This window comes from Streptomyces sp. HmicA12, from assembly GCF_000373565.1.
Classification (GTDB): Bacteria; Actinomycetota; Actinomycetes; order Streptomycetales; family Streptomycetaceae; genus Streptomyces.
The window spans coordinates 198,068-219,945 of the sequence record NZ_KB891802.1; the positions used below are offsets into that span (position 1 = coordinate 198,068).

General features: G+C 70.2%; 18 protein-coding genes and 1 pseudogene. 7 read left to right on the top strand and 12 right to left on the bottom strand.

Annotated elements, in window-relative coordinates:
- Positions 1-13: 13 nt before the first annotated feature.
- From B072_RS43005 to B072_RS0111795, 4 genes and pseudogenes are all read right to left on the bottom strand, one after another.
- Positions 14-313: pseudogene (locus B072_RS43005) on the bottom strand (DUF1707 SHOCT-like domain-containing protein); the annotation flags it as partial.
- Between the two features lie 3 nt (positions 314-316).
- The gene (locus B072_RS0111785) at positions 317-2,071 is read right to left on the bottom strand and encodes a serine/threonine-protein kinase (protein WP_018530148.1); all 1,755 of its coding nucleotides are present in this window, start codon (positions 2,069-2,071) and stop codon (positions 317-319) included.
- Between the two features lie 172 nt (positions 2,072-2,243).
- Positions 2,244-3,560 (bottom strand): cytochrome P450, encoded by a 1,317-nt coding sequence (locus tag B072_RS0111790; RefSeq protein WP_026245725.1) that lies wholly within the window; start codon positions 3,558-3,560, stop codon positions 2,244-2,246.
- A gap of 187 nt (positions 3,561-3,747) precedes the next feature.
- Positions 3,748-4,272 carry a DinB family protein gene (locus B072_RS0111795; protein WP_018530150.1) on the bottom strand — a complete coding sequence of 175 codons (525 nt, stop codon included), beginning with the start codon at positions 4,270-4,272 and terminating at the stop codon, positions 3,748-3,750.
- 114 nt (positions 4,273-4,386) lie between these two features.
- Here B072_RS0111795 and B072_RS0111800 point away from each other — a divergent pair, with 114 nt between their 5' ends.
- Entirely contained in the window at positions 4,387-5,148 is a 762-nt protein-coding gene (locus B072_RS0111800) for a class I SAM-dependent methyltransferase (protein WP_018530151.1), read from the top strand.
- 614 nt (positions 5,149-5,762) lie between these two features.
- On the opposite strand, the gene mgrA is transcribed toward B072_RS0111800, so the two are convergent.
- On the bottom strand, positions 5,763-6,800 hold the full coding sequence (gene mgrA, locus B072_RS0111805) for an L-glyceraldehyde 3-phosphate reductase (RefSeq protein ID WP_026245727.1): 1,038 nt from the start codon (positions 6,798-6,800) through the stop codon (positions 5,763-5,765).
- A 109-nt stretch (positions 6,801-6,909) separates the two neighbouring features.
- On the opposite strand from mgrA, the gene B072_RS0111810 reads away from it, so the two are divergent.
- The 4 genes from B072_RS0111810 (at position 6,910) to B072_RS43010 (ending at position 12,005) form a co-directional block, all read left to right on the top strand.
- Complete coding sequence (locus tag B072_RS0111810; protein ID WP_018530153.1) at positions 6,910-7,683, top strand: isoprenyl transferase; 774 nt, start codon at positions 6,910-6,912, stop codon at positions 7,681-7,683.
- 346 nt (positions 7,684-8,029) lie between these two features.
- Entirely contained in the window at positions 8,030-9,355 is a 1,326-nt protein-coding gene (locus B072_RS0111815) for a PhoH family protein (protein WP_018530154.1), read from the top strand.
- Between the two features lie 401 nt (positions 9,356-9,756).
- Positions 9,757-10,482, top strand: a complete 726-nt coding sequence (locus B072_RS0111820; RefSeq protein ID WP_078506397.1) for a lytic transglycosylase domain-containing protein — start codon at positions 9,757-9,759, stop codon at positions 10,480-10,482.
- Positions 10,483-10,631: 149 nt separating this feature from the next.
- Positions 10,632-12,005 carry an AI-2E family transporter gene (locus B072_RS43010; protein WP_018530156.1) on the top strand — a complete coding sequence of 458 codons (1,374 nt, stop codon included), beginning with the start codon at positions 10,632-10,634 and terminating at the stop codon, positions 12,003-12,005.
- A 104-nt stretch (positions 12,006-12,109) separates the two neighbouring features.
- Here B072_RS43010 and B072_RS0111830 read toward each other — a convergent pair whose 3' ends face one another.
- Positions 12,110-12,640: an alkyl hydroperoxide reductase gene (locus B072_RS0111830; protein WP_018530157.1), complete on the bottom strand. Its 531-nt coding sequence runs from the start codon at positions 12,638-12,640 to the stop codon at positions 12,110-12,112.
- A 15-nt stretch (positions 12,641-12,655) separates the two neighbouring features.
- Complete coding sequence (locus B072_RS0111835; protein WP_018089323.1) at positions 12,656-13,210, bottom strand: peroxiredoxin; 555 nt, start codon at positions 13,208-13,210, stop codon at positions 12,656-12,658.
- A gap of 135 nt (positions 13,211-13,345) precedes the next feature.
- Between B072_RS0111835 and B072_RS0111840 the strand changes: the two genes are divergently transcribed.
- Positions 13,346-14,308, top strand: a complete 963-nt coding sequence (locus B072_RS0111840; RefSeq protein ID WP_018530158.1) for a LysR substrate-binding domain-containing protein — start codon at positions 13,346-13,348, stop codon at positions 14,306-14,308.
- Between the two features lie 27 nt (positions 14,309-14,335).
- Here the strand turns inward: B072_RS0111840 and B072_RS0111845 are convergent, their stop codons facing one another.
- The 5 genes from B072_RS0111845 to B072_RS0111865 all read right to left on the bottom strand — a co-directional run bounded on the left by B072_RS0111845 (position 14,336) and on the right by B072_RS0111865 (position 19,224).
- Entirely contained in the window at positions 14,336-16,705 is a 2,370-nt protein-coding gene (locus B072_RS0111845; protein ID WP_018530159.1) for an FtsX-like permease family protein, read from the bottom strand.
- A complete protein-coding gene (locus B072_RS0111850) occupies positions 16,702-17,397 on the bottom strand; it encodes an ABC transporter ATP-binding protein (RefSeq protein ID WP_018530160.1) in 696 nt (231 codons plus the stop codon). Before B072_RS0111850 ends, B072_RS0111845 begins: the two co-directional genes overlap by 4 nt.
- Positions 17,394-17,921 carry a PadR family transcriptional regulator gene (locus tag B072_RS0111855; protein ID WP_018530161.1) on the bottom strand — a complete coding sequence of 176 codons (528 nt, stop codon included), beginning with the start codon at positions 17,919-17,921 and terminating at the stop codon, positions 17,394-17,396. The genes B072_RS0111850 and B072_RS0111855 overlap by 4 nt, the downstream gene beginning before the upstream one ends.
- Positions 17,922-18,064: 143 nt before the next feature.
- Positions 18,065-18,298, bottom strand: coding sequence for a hypothetical protein (locus B072_RS0111860; protein WP_018530162.1), 234 nt, complete (start codon positions 18,296-18,298; stop codon positions 18,065-18,067).
- Positions 18,295-19,224, bottom strand: coding sequence for an SPFH domain-containing protein (locus B072_RS0111865; RefSeq protein WP_018530163.1), 930 nt, complete (start codon positions 19,222-19,224; stop codon positions 18,295-18,297). Before B072_RS0111865 ends, B072_RS0111860 begins: the two co-directional genes overlap by 4 nt.
- Positions 19,225-19,543: 319 nt before the next feature.
- On the opposite strand from B072_RS0111865, the gene B072_RS43015 reads away from it, so the two are divergent.
- Complete coding sequence (locus tag B072_RS43015; RefSeq protein WP_018530164.1) at positions 19,544-21,874, top strand: transglycosylase domain-containing protein; 2,331 nt, start codon at positions 19,544-19,546, stop codon at positions 21,872-21,874.
- Positions 21,875-21,878 lie beyond the last annotated feature (4 nt).

The window sequence follows — 21,878 nt, forward strand, 5'->3', positions numbered from 1 at the left end:
GCCAGGCGTGGCGGATCCTCAGCCGGCCGTACGCGGACGCGACCTTGAGGACCCGGGGCACCCGCCACGCCCCGCCCCGCTTGATCCGGCCGCCCGCCGCGGCGATCGTGGACGGGACGACGGGCGGCTCCTGCGGGAGCGAGGCAAGGGCGGGCTCCAAGTCGCCGGACGTCTCGGCGGTGAGGATGCGATGCAGGCGTCCGTCCATCTCCTCGTGCGAGATGTGCCCCTGGGCGTACGCCTCCCGCACACGCCGTACGGCTGCGTCGCGGTCGTCCTGAAGAGTGCTCACCGCTTCACCTTGGATCGGCACGCGCTAAGGCTTCCGCCAGATCGTCATGTCCACCCTCAGGAAAGCGAGTTCGGGCATCGCGGTCGACTTCACGTCGAGGACGAGCGAGGCGATGTCGCCGTCGGCGCTGCGCACACAGAACTGCGTTCCGGCCGCCGCCCCGGACAGATTCCACGTGCGGTACTTCTTCGACCTGGTCATGAGCTCGCACATGTCGCGGTCGGCGTCCGGCTTCCCGTAGATCTGCATGAACGAGGCCGTGTCGCTGGTCAGTTCACAGCTGACCTGCTTGCAGGAGAACCGGATCTCGCCCTTGCGGTCGTCGCGCTGGAACGGATCCTTGAAGCTCAGCGAGCTCTTCGCGTCCAGATTCAGCCCGGCGTGCGCATCGGCCGTCGGCGTCGCGGACACGGCCCCGTCGGAACCAGAACCCGAACCCGACCCCGACCCCGACCCCGTCGTCCCCTTTCCCGCGCCGCGCTCGCCGTCGGCGTCCGCCTTCACCCCCGCCGCGGACGCCGCCGGCGACGGAGACACGGAGGCCGAGGCCGAAGATCCCGAACCAGCCGCCCCCTTGGCCGAGTTCGAGCCGTCATGGCCGCTGCGCAAACCCCCCGCCGCGTCCATCACCGTCCACGCCAGGACCGACAGCACCAGGACGCCCGCGGCCACGGCCGCGCCCACGGCGAGTCTCGCCCCGCGACTGCGCGCGGGCGGGCCGCTCGGCTCGGTCGGCGGCGCCCACGGGTCCCGGGGCCGCACCTGCGTCCGCGCCTGCGGATCCGTCGTGACCAGCGGCATCGGGTGCACCGTGTGCACGGCGGTCGGCGCGGGCGTGGACGCGGGTACCGGCGCCGGGGCCGGGACCTCGGGCCCCGTCACCTCCTGCCAGACCGTGGGCCCCGCACCCGTGTCGGCGCCGCTGCCGAGCTGCTCCCGGCACCAGCTCATGATCTCCGGGAGCGTGGCCCGTTCGGCCGGGTCGGTGGCCAGGCAGCGGGCCATCAGCGGCCGCAGCGGCTCGGGGAGCGGGGACAGGTCGGGCTCGGAGTGGACGATCCGGTAGAGGACGCTGACCGCCGGCCCTTCCCCGTACAGGGGCGTGCCGAGCGCGGCGAACGCCGCCGTCTGACCGAGCGAGAACACATCGGTCGCCGCCGTGACCGCCGCGCCGGACGCCTGCTCGGGCGCCATGAACTGCGGCGTGCCGACGGCCATGCCCGCACCCGTCGCGGTGAACGAACTGGCGTCGGAGGCAAGGGAGATGCCGAAGTCGATGACGCGCGGGCCGTCGGAGGCGAGGAGCACGTTCGACGGCTTGAGGTCGCGGTGCACGACCCCCGCCGCGTGGATGGCCTGCAGCGCCTCGGCCACGCCCGCCATCAGCCACAGCACCGCGGGCACCGGCAGCGGACCTCGCCGGTGGACCGCCTGCGCGAGCGAGGGCCCGGGCACGTACAGCGTGGCCAGCCACGGCGGGTTGCCGTCCGCGTCGCCGTCGATCAGCTCGGCGGTGTACGCGCCCCGCACCCGCCGTGCCGACTCCATCTCCCGGCGGAAGCGCCGCCGGAAGGTCGGGTCGTCGGCGAGTTCGGGACGTACGACTTTGATCGCCACCGGGCGGCCGCCCTGCGTGTGCGAGAGATAGACCCGGCCCATGCCGCCCGCGCCGATCCGTGCCGCCAGCCGGTAGCCGGCCACCACGGCCGGGTCCTCCGGCTGCAGCGGTGTGAAACCGGCCCCCGGATCAGCCTGCCGGCCGCCCCCCGAGAGATCCATGATCCCTACGCCCCTCTTCCCCTGGTCCCCTGAACCCCCGGTCAACCAATGGTTGACCCTCGAACATCCGGCAGCAGCCTATGCCGAGTGGGGCGGGACCGCTCGGGTGGTGCGGGCGAGAAGAGGGAGAGGGGCCGGGAGAGGGGGCCGGGAGAGGGGAAGGAGCAGGTGCCTAGAGCTTCACCGGCAGCGAGTCCACCCCGTACACGATCGACAGCTTCCTGAACTCCAGATCGGCGGGCTCGACCGCGAGCTGCAACTCGGGGAAACGGCGCACCAGTTGAGGAAAGGCGGCGCGCAGCTCCATCTTGCCGAGCTCGGCGCCGATGCAGCGGTGGATGCCGTAGCCGAAGGCCAGGTGCGAGGAGGTGGGCGGGCGCGCGGGCAGGAACGCGTCCATGTCGTCGTCGGGCCCCCCGAGCCGCGGGTCCCGGTCGGCGGCGCTGAGCGAGACGATCACGATGTCGCCGCCGGATATCGGTATGCCGCCGATCTCGACGTCCTCGCGGGCGAAGCGCGGGAAGGCGGTCTGCACGACCGTCAGGTGACGCAGCAGCTCGTCGACGAAGGGAGCCGCGACCGCCGCCGGGTCCTCCGCGTCGCGCAGAGCCGTGAAGTGCTCACGGTCCCGCAGCATGATCATGGTGCCCAGGGCGAGCATGCTCGCCGTCGTCTCCAGGCCGCCGGTGAGCACCCCGTCCGCGAGGCCCGTCAGCTCCTCGTCGGTGATGTTGTCGCCGTGCTCGCGCACCAGCATGCCGAGCAGGCCCTCGCCCGGGTTGCGCCGCTGCTCGGCGACGACGCCGCGCAGATAGTCGAGCGACTGGGACACGGCCCCGAAGGACGCGCCCGCGCCGCCCAGCACGTCGAAGCGGGCGACGGAGAACTGCTGGAACGCCTCCCGCTCCTCGTACGGCACCCCGAGCAGCTCGCAGATCACCAGCGCGGGCACCGGCATCCCGAAGTGCTCGACGAAGTCGGCGGTGCCGTCCGGCGACTCGCGCGCAGCCTTCTCCAGCTGCGCCAGCTGCTCCTCGACGATCGCGTGGATGCGCGGCGTCAGACGGGACAGGCGCCGCATCGTGAACTCGGGCGTGAGCAGCCTGCGCAGCCGCGTGTGGTCCGGCGGGTCGCAGAAGCCGAGCCCGCCCGGGTTCTGGTCGGCGCCGGCACCCCCCACGCCGACCAGGTGCCGGAAGTCGTTGCTGAACGCCTTGGCGTTGCCGAGGACCTCCTTCGCCTCGTCGTAGCCCGAGACCAGCCAGACCGTCATGGCCGGGATCGGGAGTCTGCTGACCGGCTCGCGGTCGCGCAGCGCGCCGATCTCGGGCACCGGGTCGACGCCCTCACGGCGCAGTGGCAGCAGGGCGCCGTCGGGCAGCTTCGACAAAATCGAGAGGTCCAGGCCCGTCCCCTTCCTCCGCAACCGGGAGAAGTAGAGACGGGTCAGCCAGCTCGCTATCGCGGAACGTGCGGAACGTACGTACATGTGCTCGCATCTCTGCGGTGAGGTGGTGGGACGGACGGACCCGGCGTGGGGACACGGGCCATGGTTCTGGTGAGGCGGGGGTGCGCCAAGGGTATGTGCGACACCCGGGGTCCGGGGAAGAGGGCCAGCCCCTGGGAAGACCCTGTGGACAACCCCCGAGCCGCTCTCGGGGCGACCCCCGCGGTGCTCACGCCTCCGGGTCGGCCGGCGGCAGGAACCCGGTCGTGCCGTCGATCAGCTCCCGCAGGATGTCCATGTGGCCGAGGTGCCGGGTGGTCTCCTCCAGCATGTGCACGAGGACCCAGCGCATCGACACCGTCCGCCCGTCCCAGGCCGTGCCCGTCGTCTCCAGCGGGATCTCGGCGATCGCCCGGTCGGCGGCGGCGCGCGCCCGCGCGTAGAAGGCGAGCAGGCTCTGCACCGTCTCGTCCTCGGCCGGGACGATGTCCTCGCCCTCGTACGGGTCGAACCACAACTGCTCGGTCTCGCGCCCGAACGTCTCGCAGAACCAGCCGTACTCGACCGTCGCCAGATGCTTCACGAGGCCCAGCAGGCTGGTCCCCGACGGCGTCATCGGCCGTCGCGCCCGCTCCTCGTCCAGCCCCTCCAGCTTCCACACGACGCCGTCCCGGTGCCGGTCGAGCGCCACATGCAGGCTTTCCTTCTCCCCGCCCTCGTACGGGACGTGCCTCATCGTCGCCTTGCCTGTCATGCCTGTGCCTCCCCGTGCGCATGATCCGGAGCAGAGGTCCGGTGGGCAGAAAGTAGCAGTGCCCGCCGACAAAAGAAGATGAGAGCGCTTACGCCTCTTGGGACCATGAATGACATGGAACACCGGAGTTACGAGGAACTTGTCGCCGAAGCCGTCGCCGCGCCCACCGAGGGATGGGACTTCTCCTGGTTCGAGGGCCGCGCCACCGAGGAGCGCCCTTCCTGGGGATACGCGGGCCTGATGGGCGAGCGGCTGGCCGCCGTCGACTCGGCCCTCGACCTGCACACCGGCGGCGGCGAGGTGCTGAACCTGGCGCCGAAGCTGCCGCCCCTGATGGCCGCGACCGAGGGCTGGCCGCCGAACGTGACGAAGGCCTCCCGGCTGCTCGCCCCGCGCGGCGTGGTCGTGGTCGCGTCCCCCGACGACGCCCCGCTGCCCTTCGCCGACGCCACCTTCGACCTGGTCACCGCCCGCCACCCGGTGAAGGCGCACTTCACCGAGATCGCCCGCGTACTGCGCCCCGGCGGTACCTACTTCGCCCAACACGTGGGCCCCAGCAGCGTGTTCGAGGTCGTCGAGTACTTCCTCGGCCCGCAGCCGGAGGAGGTCCGCGGGGGCCGCGACCCGCAGGGCGAGGTCGCCGAGGCGCGGGCGGCCGGCCTGGACCTCGTCGACCTGCGCGCCGAGCGGCTGCGCATCGAGTTCTACGACATCGGGGCGGTCGTCCACTTCCTGCGCAAGGTCGTCTGGATGGTCCCCGGCTTCACAGCCGAGGCGTACGAGCCCCGACTCCGCGCGCTGCACGCCCGGATCGAGCGGGAGGGCCCGTTCGTGGCCCACAGCACCCGACACCTGATCGAGGCCCGCAAACCGTAGGGGCGCGGCAGGGCAACCGCCGTGGATCGGCCGAAATCGGGCGCCCGGAGCGACCGATTCCGCATCGTTATCGAGACGCACTCGATCCCCACGTAAACCTCACGTAAGTTCAGACCAACGGCAATTCGCGTGAGCAAAGCTGCGCGGCGGTACCGCGCTGCGGAGGGGGCTGCGCGGTACCGCATGCCTCCCGCGCCGCGCGCACCCCACCTTTCCCGGCCCTTCGCCGCCCTTCGCGTCCTCGCCCGTCCGCGCGACCCGAATGCGCCATATCCGTGACGGCTCTCCGGTCGGCCCCGGGCGCGTCAACGCGGTGCATGACACGGGAGAGGGATGCCGATTCTCCGGCGGCGCCCCTGTGAACACGGGGCCCAGGGGGCCTGTGAGCCAGCTGTGGAGCGGCCGGAAAGCTACCTCCGGGAGTCGCCGGGCGGTTGCGGAGAGTAGTTGTGGCACGCCGATGCACGCATCCGCACTTACAAAGGGTTATGGTGGAAACCCCCCCTCGGGCCGGTCCGTCTCCCCCCCACGGACCGGCCCGTTTTTTGTCCGTACAACTGGACGTGACAAGCCCCGCTCAGGGGCCCGTCCCGCCCGTGGCCGGTCCGCTCGGATCAGCTCCGCCCGGCCCAGATGTTCGTGCCGGGCGTGGAGACCGCGAACGAGTCGATTTCGGTCAGCTCCTCGTCCGTCAGCTTCGGACCCGCCAGCGCCGCCACGTTCTCCTCCAGCTGCTTCACGCTGGACGCGCCGATCAGCGCCGACGTCATCCGCTCGTCCCGCAGCACCCAGTTCAGCGCGAGCTGCGCGAGGGACTGGCCGCGGCGCCGCGCGATGTCGTTCAGGCCGTTCAGCCGGCGCAGGACCTCGTCGCTCAGCAGGTCAGGGTCGAGGGACTTGCCCTGCGTGGCGCGCGAACCCTCCGGGATGCCCTTCAGGTACTTGCCCGTCAGCAGGCCCTGCGCGAGCGGCACGAAGGAGATGCAGCCCATGCCCGCCGCCTCCAGGGTGTCGAGCAGACCGTCGTCCTCCGTCCAGCGGTTGATCATCGAGTACGACGGCTGGTGGATGAGGGCCGGAACACCCATCTCCTTCAGCAGGCGCGCGGCCTCGGCCGTCTGCTCGCTGTTGTACGACGAGACGCCCACGTACAGCGCCTTGCCCTGCCGCACCGCCGATGCGAGCGCTCCCATCGTCTCCTCGAGCGGAGTCTCCGGGTCGAAACGGTGCGAGTAGAAGATGTCGACGTAGTCCACGCCCATCCGCTTCAGCGACGCGTCGAGCGACGACAGCAGGTACTTGCGGCTGCCCCACTCCCCGTACGGACCGGGGTGCATCAGGTAGCCCGCCTTGGTCGAGATGACCAGCTCGTCACGGTACGGGGCGAAGTCCTGCGCGAAGATCTTGCCGAAGTTGAGCTCGGCCGAACCGGCCGGCGGGCCGTAGTTGTTCGCCAGGTCGAGGTGCGTGACGCCCAGGTCGAAGGCGCGGCGCAGGATCGCGCGCTGGGAGTCGAGGGTGCGGTCGTCCCCGAAGTTGTGCCACAGGCCGAGCGAGATCGCGGGCAGCTTCAGACCGCTGCGGCCCGTCCGCCGGTATTCCATCGAGTCGTAGCGGTCGGCCGATGCCACATAGGGAGAGGTGTCGTTCATGGGTACGAAGCTACGTCAGTGCTCTGACACCCCATAGCTCCCACCCAGTTTTCCGGGGGTACGCTTTCGCCTTCGGGGACTGCCGTCTGCACGGAGGGGCGAAAAGACCGTGAACCTGCGCGACAGGCTGCGCGGCCTGCTGGTCAGGCTGTACGCACGCCGGGTCGAAGGCCACCTGGACCACGATCAGGCGCCCAAGCACATCGGCGTCATCATGGATGGCAACAGACGCTGGGCGAAGGCCGCCGGATCCACCACCGCCCAGGGGCACCAGGCGGGTGCCGACAAGATCGAGGAGTTCCTCGGCTGGTGCAGCGAGACGGACGTCGAGGTCGTCACGCTGTGGCTGCTGTCGACGGACAACTTCGACCGGCCCCAGGACGAACTGGTCCCGCTGCTCGGCATCATCGAGGACACCGTCCGCTCGCTCGCGGCCGACGGCCGCTGGCGCGTCCACCACGTGGGCGCCACCGACATCCTCCCCGCCGGCATGCAGACCGTGCTCAAGGAGGCCGAGGAGGCCACCGCCCACCGCGACGGAATACTCGTCAACGTCGCGATCGGCTACGGCGGCCGCCAGGAGATCGCCGACGCCGTCCGCTCGATGGTCGTCGAGGCGGGGGAGAAGAAGCAGTCGCTCGAGGAGCTGGCCGAGGCCGTCTCCGTCGACCTGATCGGCAAGCACCTCTACACCAGTGCCCAGCCCGACCCGGACCTCGTCATCCGCACCAGCGGCGAGCAGCGGCTTTCCGGCTTCATGCTGTGGCAGACGGCGCATTCCGAGTACTACTTCTGTGAAGTCTTCTGGCCCGCCTTCCGCAAGGTCGACTTCCTGCGCGCGATGCGCGACTACGCCGCGCGGCACCGGAGGTTCGGCGGCTGACCTGCCGTCAGTACGAGGCAGGACGAGGCGGGGAAGTACAGGGGTCATCAGGAGTTAACGCACGCGCCGTCATATGCCCTGGCATGGCTGCGCGTGTTCGAGGGAATAACCCCCCCAGGTCGGTGTCCGCACCAAGGACACCGCATCTCAGCGGGCGGCACGGGGCCGCCCGCCCGGGAGGCCCTTTGCACCAGGACGACCGCACGAGAGCACGTGCGGATGACGACTTGGAGGGCCGGTTCTCGGCCCGCGCAGCGCGGCCGACGACCGGCACCCTTCGCCGGTACCCCCGGCCCGGTAACTCCTCCGTCGCTCCCCGACCTCATCCGAGGGGGTACGTCCTTCCGTGGTGACCAGTAACAAGCGCCTTCCCAAGCCCGACCGGCGCACTTATGTTCTCGACACCAGCGTCCTGCTGGCCGATCCGAACGCCATGACCCGGTTCGACGAGCACGAAGTCGTGCTTCCTGTCGTCGTGGTCACGGAGTTGGAGGCCAAACGGCACCATCCGGAGCTGGGGTACTTCGCCCGGCAGGCCCTGCGCCTGCTCGACGACTACCGCATCCGCTTCGGACGCCTGGACGCCCCGATCCCCACCGGGGAACTGGGCGGCACGCTGCGCGTCGAGCTCAACCACTCAGACCCCAGCGTCCTTCCCTCGGGATACCGCCTGGGTGACAACGATTCCCGGATTCTGGCCGTGGCCCGCAACCTGCAGGCCGAGGGGTTCGACGTCACGGTCGTCTCGAAGGATCTGCCACTCAGGATCAAGGCGTCGTCGGTCGGTCTCCTCGCCGAGGAGTACCGCGCCGAACTCGCCATCACGGACTCCGGCTGGACCGGAATGTCCGAACTGACCCTGGCCGGTGAGCAGGTGGACCTGCTCTTCGAGGAGGAGACGCTCTACGTCCCCGAGGCCGCCGATCTCCCCGTGCACACGGGCCTGACGATCCACTCCGAGCGTGGCAAGGCCCTCGGCCGCGTCACGCCGGAGGGCAACGTCCGGCTGGTGCGCGGCGACCGGGAGGCCTTCGGGCTCAAGGGGCGGAGCGCGGAGCAACGGATCGCGCTCGATCTGCTCCTCGACCCGGACGTCGGCATCATCTCGATGGGCGGCCGGGCCGGCACCGGCAAGTCCGCGCTCGCGCTCTGCGCGGGCCTGGAGGCCGTGTTGGAGCGGCGCCAGCACCAGAAGGTGATGGTCTTCCGGCCGCTGTACGCGGTGGGCGGGCAGGAGCTCGGCTATCTGCCGGGCAGCGAGGCCGAGAAGATGGGGCCCTGGGCCCAGGCCGTCTTCGACACGCTCTCCTCCGTGACGAGCCGCGAGGTGATCGAGGAGATCACGGCCCGCGGGATGCTGGAGGTCCTGCCGCTCACGCACATCCGGGGCCGCTCGCTGCACGACGCGTTCGTGATCGTGGACGAGGCCCAATCCCTGGAACGGAACGTCCTGTTGACCGTTCTGTCCCGTATTGGAGCGAACTCGCGTGTCGTCCTGACCCATGACGTCGCCCAGCGCGACAACCTCAGGGTCGGGCGGTACGACGGGGTCGTCGCCGTCGTCGAGAAGCTGAAGGGGCACCCGCTGTTCGCGCACGTCACGCTGACGCGCTCGGAGAGGTCGCAGATCGCGGCCCTGGTGACCGAAATGCTCGAAGACGGCCAAATCTGAGGGAGTAGGCACCAGTTCGCACCACTTGGCGCCGTCCGGTGAAGGCCAGAGAGCCTAGCCGGGCGGCGCCTTGGCGCGCGCCCGTTTCCTGAAATCCCAAGGGGCAAACGGGGTGTGACGTTTCCCACGCAACGCAGAATTGCCTAGCGGTGTCCGGATACGGCAGAGTCACGGTCCTGTCAGGCCCCGCATACGGCACTTGCGTACCCCCAGCGGTACAGCACCACCGCAGCATCAGCTGCACCTTGAACTCCATACCGGCCGTCGTATGCCGCCCGCGCACCACGCGGCGCTCCTCGCAAGGGAGTTGCCCACCGGGCCCGTGCCTCCCGTGACCCCGCAGTAGGGAGGCCAGCGCCAGGGGCACGATTGCGTCCGCGATGGTCACACTCAAGTGGGCGATGCTGGAAGGAAACCGTGTGAGCCGGATTTCGGTCCGGGGATTCGCAGTGGCTTCGGCCACCGCGGTCACCACTGTCGGCGCCGTCGTGGGTGTTGCCTCGGGCAGCACCGCTCAGCCTGCTGAGGCTGAGGCAACGGCGAGCGACGCGACCCTCCTCGCCGATATACCCGCGGGCCAGCAGGCCCAGGTTCAGACCTCGTCCCTTGAGCAGCAGGCTCAGACGCAGGCCATCGCCGCGGACAACGCTGCGCAGAAGACGGCGGAGGAGTCGGCCCGTAAGAAGGCCGCCGAGGACGCCATCGCCAAGCAGCAGGACGCGCAAGCGGCTAAGGAGAAGGCTGAGAAGGAGGCGAAGGAGCGCGAGGAGGCCAAGAAGGCCGCCAGCCGTTCCGAGACCCGCGACGCCTCCAGCTTCACCACTCAGTCGTCGTACTCCGTCGCCCAGATCCAGGCGATGGCACGGCAGATGGTGCCGTCCGGTCAGTTCCAGTGCTTCAGCAACATCGTGGACCACGAGTCCAGCTGGAACTACCGGGCCACCAACGCCTCCTCCGGCGCCTACGGTCTCTTCCAGGCACTGCCCGCCTCCAAGTACTCCACGGCGGGCGCCGACTGGCAGACGAACCCGGCCACCCAGATCAAGTGGGGCCTCAACTACATGGACAGCCGTTACGGCAGCCCGTGCGAGGCCTGGTCGTTCTGGCAGGCCAACCACTGGTACTAGAGCGCACCGCGTTCAACCTTTCGGAGCCCTTCACCGTCCTACGGTGAGGGGCTCCGGTGGTATAGCCATGTACGGTCGTGGCAAAGGCGCTCCGGGGGGAGTGGACGGTGCGCACGGGGACCCCTGCGGGGGAAATCAGAGGACGGATCATGTCGCGAGTTCCAGGCTGGCTCGGCCGAGTCGGTGCCGGGATCAGCAAGGTCGGCGAGCGCCTGGACGAGCGCAGGGCCGAGGCGGAGCGGGACCGGGACGGCGACCTGCCGCACTCGCACGCGCCCGCACGGCCCGCGCCATCCGCCGGGCAGGCGAAGGAGTCTGAGCCCGCGTCGGACGGTGCGCCGCAGGACCAGGTACCGCCGCCGCCGGCGTACGCACCGGCCATAGCGCCCCGGCCCGAGCCGGTCGTCGCCGTGCCGTGGGGCCTTCGGGTCGCCGCCGAGGCGGGCTGGCGGCTGTTGGTGCTGGCGGGCGCGCTCTGGGTCCTGATGAAGGTCATCAGCTCCGTACAGCTGGTGGTGTTCGCGTTCGTCGCGGCGCTCCTCATCACGGCGCTGCTGCAGCCGACGGTGGCGCGGCTGCGCCGGCACGGGGTGCCGCGGGGCCTTGCCACCGCCCTCACGGCGATCCTCGGCTTCGTCATCATGGGGCTCGTCGGCTGGTTCGTGGTCTGGCAGGTCCAGGAGAACATCGACACGCTCTCCGACCAGGTCCAGGACGGCATCGACGAGCTCAGGAAGTGGCTGCTCAACAGCCCGTTCCATGTCACCGAGGACCAGATCAACGACATCGCGAAGCAGTTGCGCGACGCCATCGGGGCCAACACGAACGCGATCACCACGGCGGGCCTGGAAGGCGTCACCGTCATCGTCGAGGCGATGACCGGCATCCTTCTCACGATGTTCTCGACGCTGTTCCTGCTCTACGACGGCCGGCGCATCTGGGACTGGACGCTCAAGCTCGTCCCGGCGCAGGCCCGTCCGGGCATCGCGGGTGCGGGTCCCCGGGCCTGGCGCACGCTCACGGCCTACGTCCGCGGCACGGTGATAGTCGCTCTGATCGACGCCATCTTCATCGGCCTCGGCATCTACTTCCTCGGGGTCCCGATGGCCGTGCCGCTGGCGGTCTTCATCTTCCTGTTCGCGTTCATCCCGCTCGTGGGCGCCGTGGTCTCCGGAGCGCTCGCCGTGGTCGTGGCGCTCGTGACGCAGGGCGTGTTCACGGCCGTGATGGTGCTGGCGGTCGTCCTCGCGGTGCAGCAGATCGAGGGGCACATCCTGCAGCCGTTCATCCTCGGCCGGGCCGTACGGGTGCACCCGCTGGCCGTGGTCCTCGCCGTCGCGACCGGGAGCATGGTGTCCGGGATCGGCGGCGCGGTGGTGGCCGTACCGCTCGTGGCCGTCACGAACACGGTCGTCGGCTACCTGCGGAGCTGGTCCCAGGAGGCGGCACTGCGCCAGTCCCCGGTACCGCACGGAGCGACGGCGGTCTCGGTCGCGCCGGTTGATCCGTCGACCGACGATTAGTGGGGGCTGCGCGAGAAGCCCCACCGGCCGCCAGCCGACCATGAGACGCAAAAGAGCCGGGCCCCGACACCACAAGGTGTCGGGGCCCGGCCCCATTCAGCCCGCTACGACAGGATGTCCTCCGCGTCGAGCGTGACCGCCACCGCCTGAATGACGGACGCGATCTTGAAGGCCTCCTGGACGACCTCGCGGTCGACGCCGGCCTTGCGCAGCACCTGCTCGTGCGAGTCGAGGCACATGCCGCAGCCGTTGATCGCGGAGACCGCGAACGACCACAGCTCGAAGTCGACCTTGTCGACGCCCGGGTTGCCGATGACGTTCATCCGCAGACCGGCGCGCATCGTCCCGTACTCGTTGTCCGAGAGCAGGTGACGCGTGCGGTAGAAGACGTTGTTCATCGACATGACGGCGGCAGCCGACTTCGCGGCCTTGAACGCCTCGGGCGACAGGTTCGCCTCGGCCTCGGGCGCCAGCTCGCGCAGGACGCGCGGCGAGCGCGCGGCGATGGCGGTCGCGAGGACCGTGCCCCACAGCTGCTGCGCCGGCAGGTCCGAGTTGCCGATGACCGAGCCCAGGTTGAGCTTCAGGTCCTTGGCGTAGTCCGGTATGGCGGACTTCAGTTCGTCGAGAGCCATGTCAGATACTCCCGTTCACTCGCCCGAGAGCAGCGCGACCGGGTCCAGGGTCTCGTCGCCCTTGCTCCAGTTGCACGGGCACAGCTCGTCCGTCTGGAGCGCGTCGAGGACCCGGAGGACCTCCTTGGGGTTACGGCCGACGGAACCGGCGGTCACCATCGTGAACTGGATCTCGTTGTTCTGGTCGACGATGAAGACGGCGCGCTGCGCGAAGCCGTCCTCGCCCTCGATACCGAGGTCACGCATGAGCTCGTGCTTCGAGTCGGCCAGCATCGGGAAGGGCAGGTCCGTCAGGTCCGGGTGGTCCTTGCGCCAGGCGTGGTGCACGAACTCGGAGTCGCCGGAGAAGCCGAGGACCTGGGCGTCACGGTCGGCGAACTCGTCGTTCAGCTTGCCGAAAGCGGCGATCTCGGTCGGGCACACGAAGGTGAAGTCCTTGGGCCACGCGAAGACGATCTTCCACTTGCCCTCGTAGGTCTTGTGGTTGATCTGCTCGAACTCCTGCCCCTTCTCCAGCGAGACACAGGCAGTCAGGTCGAACTCGGGGAACTTGTCACCGACAGTGAGCACGCGCTCTCCTTGCAGCTTGGAATCGTCCCTTTTTGGGGGACCTTTCCGTGGGTTGGACTGTGCAAGATCGTGGCACAGAGTGCATTGATTACGGAAATAGCTAGACTCGGTCGTGTTGATCGGAGGTGGCTATCAATGGCCGTAGTCAAGGGGAAACCCGCAGGTGCGCGGCGCCGTCAGCCCAGCCTGGCGCAGCTGCGGGCGTTCGCCGCGGTCGCGGAGCATCTGCACTTCCGGGACGCGGCGGCCGCGATCGGGATGAGCCAGCCCGCGCTGTCGGGGGCCGTGTCGGCCCTGGAGGAGACGCTGGGGGTGACCCTTGTCGAGCGTACGACGAGAAAAGTGCTGCTCTCGCCCGCCGGGGAGCGGATCGCGGTGCGGGCGCGCGCCGTGCTCGACGAGGTCGGGGCGCTCATGGAGGACGCGGAGTCGGTGCGCGCGCCGTTCACGGGGGCGCTGCGGCTCGGCGTGATCCCGACGGTCGCGCCGTACCTGCTGCCGACCGTGCTGCGGCTGGTGCACGACACGTACCCGGACCTGGATCTCCAGGTGCACGAGGAGCAGACGGCGTCGCTGGTCGAGGGGCTCGGCGCCGGGCGGCTCGATCTGCTGCTGCTCGCCGTGCCGCTCGGGGTGCCCGGCATCACCGAACTCCCCCTGTTCGACGAGGACTTCGTGCTCGTCACGCCGCTCGACCACTGGCTGGGCGGCCGGGAGGGGATTCCGCGCGAGGCGCTGCGCGAGCTGAATCTGCTGCTCCTCGACGAGGGGCACTGCCTGCGGGACCAGGCCCTGGACATCTGCCGGGAGGCGGGCCGCGACGACGCTCCCGTCACCACGACGGCCGCCGGGCTCTCCACGCTGGTCCAACTCGTCGCCGGCGGGCTCGGGGTGACGCTTCTTCCGCGGACCGCCGTGGCCGTCGAGACCAGTCGCAGCAGTCAGCTGCTGACGGGGTACTTCGCCGAGCCGGCGCCCACGCGCAGGGTGGCTCTCGCCATGCGCGCGGGCGCGGCTCGCTCCGCGGAGTACCGGGAGTTGGCGGCTGCCCTGCGAAGTGCCCTGCGGGGGTTGCCGGTTCGGATTCCGGGGGAGTGAGGCTCGGTTCCGTTGCCGACTGCCGCGCTACTCGGTCCTGAGCCCTTCCGGACGCATCAGGCGGTACAGCGGCGGCAGGCTCAAGAGCGTCACCACCGCGATCGCCGCGGCGCCCACCCCGGCCAGCGGCAGGAACACCAGCCAGTCCGTGACCGGCCGGGCCACCATGTGGAGCATCAGGCAGCCGAGGGCCAGGCCGCCCGCGATGGCCACCGTCAGGCCGAGCACCACCGGGATCGCCGTCTGCCACAGCACCGACCAGGCGAGCGTCGAGCGCCGGGTTCCATAGGCGACGAGGACCGACAACAGGCGCCTGCGGTCACGGAGTTGCTCGATCTGGGAGACCAGGAGCGCCGCCGCGATCAGCGTCATCGTCAGGGCCGCCGCGGTGAACAGGCCGCGGCGGATGCTCGCGTACTGGTCGTCGCGCTGGACCGCCTCGTACGCGTACATGCGCAGGCCCGGATCGATCGCGTAGCCGATGTTGCGCACGTGGTCGAGGGCGTCCGGCACCCGCTGGTCGACCTGGATCTGCGCGGTCGTCGTGGCGGTGTCCAGCCGGCGCACGTCGACGGCGGACGGGGTGGCGAGGATGCCGCCGAAGCGGCGGCCGCCCGGGTCGCGCCGGGACGCGACCGTGCGGGTGTCCTTCGGCAGGGTCCAGCGCTCCTTCCCGCCGGGGCCGCTGAGGTCGAGCCGGGCGCCGGGGCGTGCGTCCTTGTCCAACTGGGCGTCCGATTCGGGGGATTCGGCCCCGGTGACGCGGAAGACGTCGCCGTCCTCGCACGAGGGCAGCTTCGCCAGTTCGCGCAGCGTGGAGCAGGTGCCGACGGAGAGCGAGACGCTGCTCTGGGCGCCGTCCGCGTCCGGCTGGGAGCCGACCGGGGTCACCCAGCTCTCCACGGTGCCGATCACCTTCGTGACGCCCTTGGCGGCGGCGAACTCCTTCACCATCCGCTCGGCCAGTGCCCCGCTGGCGGCGTCGGCGCTCACGCTCATGCTCGCCCGCGCCGGGTCCTGGCCCGTCTGCTCGGTGAAGTCGCCGTCGATGCCGCCCATGAACATCTGCAGGGCGATGCCGCCCGCCACCGCGATGGTGATCCCGGCGACCGCGCGGCTCGCGCCATCGCTGCTCAACTGTAGGCGGCGCACGGCCAGTTGCCACGGCACCGGGCCGCCGCGCAGTCGCCGCACGACCGATTCGACCAGCCAGGGCAGTACCAGGACCAGGCCGATCAGGACGAACCCGATGCCGGCCGAGATCTGGACGACGCCCAGTCGGTCGAGAGCGTCGGTGGAACCCGCCGTGAGCAGCAGCAGCGCGCCGATGACCGGCAGCGCCAGGCGCCACCACAGGCGACGGCCCCGGGCGCGGCCGCCGCGTACGACGCCCAGCGGCTCGATCGTCACCGAGCGCAGCGCGAACATCGTGACGCCGATCGCCGCGAGCGGTACGGCCAGCAGCACGAGCGCGGCGAGTCCGGGCACCGGCCTGACGTCGGCCGGGAACGCCGAGAGGCGGTAGATCTCCACCACGCCGAGCAACTGCCGCGCGGCGAGGAAGAAGAGGACGCCGAGCGCGAGCCCGACCAGGGTGCCGAACAGGGCCTCGCCCGCCGCCGTCCGCCGTGTCATCCGGGCGTCCGCGCCGACCAGGCGCAGTGCGGCGAGCCGCCGGTCGCGGCGCTCGCCGCCGAACCGTACGGCCGTCGCGATGAAGATGGCGACCGGTACGAGCAGGACGACGCAGGCCAGCACGATGAGCACGATGAGGATCGGGTCGAGTTCGTCCGTGCCGTAGTCGAATCCGAAGTGGTCGAGGCGGGCGGTGCTGCGCCCGTCGGTGAGGGTGTCGCTGCCCGCGTAGAGGAAGAGCTCGAAGGGGTTGTCGAGGCCCGCGTCGCCGATGGTGCCGATGACGCGGTAGTCGTAGCGCTCCTTGAGGAGCTTGCCCTCGGGAGAGTCGAGCAGCTTCTCCAGGGCGGGTGAGACCACCATCTCGCCGGGGCCCGGCAGCCGGCCGACGCCCGGCGGCACCGGCGGGTGCGCGCCCTCGGGGCGCAGCAGGTAGCCGGTGACCGAGTCGTCGCGGTACTCGGTGGAGATGCTGAGCGCGAGCATCGTCTTGTCGCCGCGCTTGAGCTGGTCGGTGGTGCCGACGCCCAGCTGGCGTGCGTCGCCGCGCGCGTCGCGCTCGTGGAGGAAGGTCGGCACGGAGGCCGCGCCGAGCAGCAGGGCCACACCGAGGCCGACGCCGACGGCCGTGAGCAGCGTACGGATCCAGCCCTCGCGGCCGCCGGAGACGGCGAACCGCATGCCGAGGGCGAGATCGCGCAGCCAGTTCGAGGAACTGCGCGGCGGCGCCTGGCGCGGGGGAGCGTCGAGCAGGGTCGTCATCGGGCGTACTCCATGTCCCGCGACTTCCCGTCCCGTACGACGATCTCGCGGTCGGAGTAGGCCGCGACCCGCGCCTCGTGCGTGACCAGGACGACGGCGGCGTTCGCGCCGCGCGCGGCCTCGGTGAGCAGCTCCATGACGCGCTCGCCGTTGAGGGAGTCGAGGGCGCCGGTCGGCTCGTCGGCGAAGAGCACGCGCGGGTTCGTGACCAGGGAACGGGCCACGGCGACGCGCTGGCCCTGGCCGCCGGATATCTCACCGGGGCGCTTGCCCGACAGGTCCTCGACCTCCAGCTTGGCGAGCCACACGGCGGCCTGCCGCTCGGCCTCCCTGCGCTTGACGCCGTTCAGCCGCAGCGGCAGCGCGACGTTCTCCAGGCAGGTCAGCTCCGGTACCAGCTGGCCGAACTGGAAGACGAAGCCGAAGTCGGTGCGGCGCAGGGCACTGCGCCGGGCGTCCGGCATCGCGGCCAGGTCCTGGCCGTCGTACGAGATCGAGCCGGAGTCGGGCGTGACGATCCCGGCGAGGCAGTGCAGCAGCGTCGACTTGCCCGAGCCCGAGGGGCCCATGACGGCGACGATCTCGCCGGGGTGGACGGAGAAGGAGGCGCCGTCGAGCGCGGGCGTCGGGCCGTACGCCTTGCGCAGATCGACGGCGGTGAGCAGGGAACCGGCGGGCGTCAGGGGGCTCATGAAGGGCGTACCTCCGCGGCGAGTCTGTCGAGGCGCGCGGCGGTCAGCTCCAGCCAGCGCAGATCGGCTTCCAGGTGGAACAGGGCGTGGTCGCAGATGAGCTGGTCGGCGAGGTCACCGCCCCGCTTGCGGTCGGTGAGGATGCGCATCATCCGCAGGTGCTCGGAGCGCTGGGTGTCGAGGATGTCGCCCGCGTCGCGTTCGGTCAGCAGCGCGAGGACGACCTTGGTGTAGAGCGTCGACTGGAGGTACGGCTCCGGCTTCTCCGGGGTCGCCAGCCACTGCCGCACGTCGGTGATGCCGGCGTCGGTGATCGCGTACCGCTTGCGCTCGGGGCCGCCGCCGGCCTCGATCCCGTCGACCTCGACGAGGCCGTTCTTCAGGAGGCGGGACATGGTCGAGTAGACCTGCCCGTAGTGCAGCGGCTTGTCGTGACCGAAGGTCGCGTCGAAGCTCCGCTTGAGGTCGTAGCCGTGACGGGGGCCGGATTCGAGGAGCCCGAGAAGGGTGTGGCCGATGGACATGGCCGTGACTGTACACCGTGTGTATACCCGGGGTGTATAGCGGGTCTTTCGGCTGACGGCCGGTGGGGGCCGGCCGCGCAGTTCCCCGCGCCCCTGAAGCGAGCTTCGCTCGCCCAGGGGGGAACTGCGCGACCGGCCCCCACTCAGCTGTCGGCCGCCGAACTGCCGTCGCCCTCCGGGCTCTTGGGCGGACGGCCCCGCCGGGGTATCGGTCCGGCCCCGCCGGGAAGCCGCCCCGACTCCCCGAGCGCGCGCCGCAGCAGAAACTCGATCTGCGCGTTCGTCGAGCGGAGCTCGTCCCCGGCCCAGCGGGCGAGCGCGTCGTACACGGCCGGGTCGAGCCGCAGCAGGACCTGTTTACGCGGGCGCGGGGTCACTGGTAGAGCGTCCCGGTGTTCAGCACGGGCTGCGCCGCACGGTCACCGCAGAGCACCACGAGCAGGTTCGAGACCATCGCGGCCTTGCGCTCCTCGTCCAGCTCGACGATGTCCTGCTCGGAGATCCGGGCGAGCGCGGCCTCGACCATGCCGACCGCGCCGTCCACGATCTGCCGCCGCGCGGCGACCACGGCGCCGGCCTGCTGGCGCTGCAGCATCGCCGAGGCGATCTCGGGCGCGTACGCGAGGTGCGTGAAGCGGGACTCGATGATCTGGACGCCGGCCGCCTCCACGCGCGCGTGCAGCTCCACGGCCAGCTTCTCGGTGATCTCCTCGGCGTTGCCCCGCAGCGACAGGCCCTCCTCCTCGTGCGCGTCGTAGGGGTACTCGATGGCGATGTGCCGCACGGCCGCCTCGGTCTGCGTCGAGACGAACTCCAGGAAGTCGTCGACCTCGAACGTCGCCTGGGCGGTGTCCTCGACCTTCCACACCACGACCGCGGCCAGCTCGATCGGGTTGCCGTAGGCGTCGTTGACCTTGAGGACGGCGGTCTCGTGGTTGCGTACGCGCGTCGAGACCTTCGTCCGCGAGGTGAGCGGGTTGACCCAGCGCAGGCCGTCCGTGCGGATCGTGCCCCGGTAGCGGCCGAAGAGCTGGACGACGCGGGCCTCGCCCGGCGCCACCATGTTCAGGCCGCACATGGCGAAGAACGCGGCGATCGCGAGCACGATGCCGACGGTGATCAGCGCGGCCTTGGCGCCGGCCGAGTCGAGCCCGGCGCCGACGGCGACCAGGCCCGCGCCGACGAGCAGGCCGAGGAGGCCGAGCAGCAGGGCGAGGCCGCCGCCGATGCTCTGGGCCGTGAATTCGCGCACCCCCGTCTTGGGCATCTGGGGCACGTCGGGTGTGGCGTCCGTCTCGGGCATGGCAGTCCCCGTTTCTGTGAAGCGTTGCTGAGCTGCTGGTTCGTGCCGGAGGTGGCGCGAACCCCTTCTAGCAAAGTGATATCACTTTATCGCGAGTGGCAACCTTCTGCACCTGTTGCTCGTCGGATCTCTTGGGGTGCGTGCTGATTGTCACGTCCCGAAAAGCCCGGACAGTCCGGATTGAGCCGGTAGGCGCGGTGTTAGCTTCTTGCACTGATTGGGCCTGCTGGGGGTGGATGGGCCGGGTTCACAGGCCGGTACGGCATGATCCGCGCACCGGAGCATGCCGAGAACGACGAGATGCGGAGCGGTAGACGTCATGGGCCGAGCGGAAGAGCGGCGAGCACGGCAGCGCGGTGGCTCACGCCGTGCTGCGCCCGCCCCGGCGACGGGTCACCGTGCCGACAGCGGGCGCACGGACCGTCGCAGGAGCAAGGGCGGCAAGGACGACAGGGGCTTCATACGCCGCCTGTTCACCTGGAAGAAGCTGCTGGGCGCGTTCTTCGGGGTCGTTCTCGTCTGCATGGGCGTCTTCGTGGTGCTCTACATGATGATCGACATACCCAAGGGCAACAACGAGGCGAAGCTGCAGAGCAACGTCTTCAAGTACAGCAACGGCGACACGATGGCCCGCACCGGCGAACGCAACCGCGAGATCGTCGACCTGTCGGAGATCCCGGGGCCGGTCCAGAAGACCTTCGTCGCCGCCGAGAACAAGTCGTTCTACACGGACAAGGGCGTCGACCTGAAGGGCACCGCCCGCGGCCTGTTCAACACGGTCTCCGGCAAGGGCAAGCAGGGTGGTTCGACGATCACCCAGCAGTACGTGAAGAACTACTACCTCACCCAGGACCAGACCGTCACGCGCAAGCTGAAGGAACTGGTCATCTCGCTGAAGCTGGAGCGGCGGGAGTCCAAGGACACGATCCTCGCGGGCTACATCAACACCAGCTACTACGGCCGCGGAGCCTGGGGCATCCAGGCCGCCGCCCAGGCGTACTACCAGAAGGACGCCTCGGACCTGTCGGTGGCGCAGGGCGCGTACCTCGCCGCGCTGCTCCAGGCCCCGAGCCAGTACGACCTGTCGAGCGCCACCGAGACCGGCAGGAAGCTCGTCACGGCACGCTGGAACTACGTGCTCGACAACATGGTCGAGATGCACTGGCTCGGCGCGAGCGACCGGCAGAAGCTGACGAAGCTCCCGGAGCCGAAGCAGCCGCAGGCCGCCACCGGGCTCACCGGCCAGGAGGGCTACCTCTACCGGGCCTCGCGGGCCGAGGTCATCAAGGACCTCAACATCAGCGAGGAGCAGTTCGACGCCGGCGGCTACACGGTCACCCTCAACATCGACCCGAAGAAGCAGAAGCAGCTGGAGAAGTCGGTCAAGCAGCAGCTGACCGACAACCTCGAACCGAAGAGCAAGAAGGCGGACGCCCGGGTACAGGCCGGCGCCGTCTCGGTCGACCCCAAGACCGGCAAGATCCTGGCGATGTACGGCGGCGCGGACTACCTCCAGCACTACGTCAACAACGCCACCCGCACCGACTACCAGCCGGCCTCCACCTTCAAGCCGCTGATCCTCGCCGCCGCTCTGGAGAACCAGTCCGAGACCCAGACCGGCCAGCAGATCAAGGCCGGCACGATCTACGACGGCACGAGCAGGCGCCCGGCCGTGGAGGACGGCAAGAAGGTCGGCTTCGCCCCGCCCAACGAGGACAACCACAGCTACGGCCCGGTCACCGTGCAGACGGCCATGAACAAGTCCATCAACTCCGTCTTCGCCCAGATGGGCATCGACGTCGGCATGGACAAGGTCATGGACACGGCGAAGAAGCTCGGCATGGACTCCGACGACCTCAAGCCGTACGCGGCCCAGACCCTCGGCACCATGGGCGCGAGCCCGCTGGAGATGGCCGGGGTCTACGCGACCCTCGACAACCACGGCAAGCAGGTCACCCCGAAGATCGTGAAGGCGGCGACCTACCAGGGCAACAAGGCCGACCTGAAGGAAGCGATCGGCAGCCAGGTCATCGACCGCGGCGTCGCCGACTCGGTCACCTCCGTGCTGACCGGTGTGGTCGACGACGGTACGGCGAAGGCGTCGGTCCGGGACAACCCGGACCGCGACGGCCAGCAGGTCGCGGGCAAGACCGGTACCTCCGACGACAACAAGTCGGCCTGGTTCACCGGCTACACGCCGGACCTGGTCACGTCGGTGGGCCTGTTCGGTGAGGGCGCGCTGAAGACGGCGGAGGAGGGCAGCCACGTCTCCATGAAGGGAGCCGGCGGCCTGCCGCGCGTCGACGGCGGCAGCTTCCCGGCCCGCATCTGGGCGCAGTACATGTTCAACTCGACCAGCGCGAACGGCAAGTTCGACCTGGACACCGACATGGGCGCGGGCGTCGAGCCCACGACCACGGCCCCGATCACGCCGAGCCAGACGCCGACCAGCGAACCGCCGAGCCAGACGCCGACCACCGAGCCGCCCACGCAGGACCCGACGACGCCGAGCGAGACGCCGACGACCGAGCCGCCGACGCAGGAGCCGACGACCGAGGAGCCGACGGACCCGGGCGACATCGGTGGCGGCGGCGGTACGCCGACGATCGGGATCCCGGAGAACCCGGCCGACGGCAGGCAGGACGAGTAGCGGA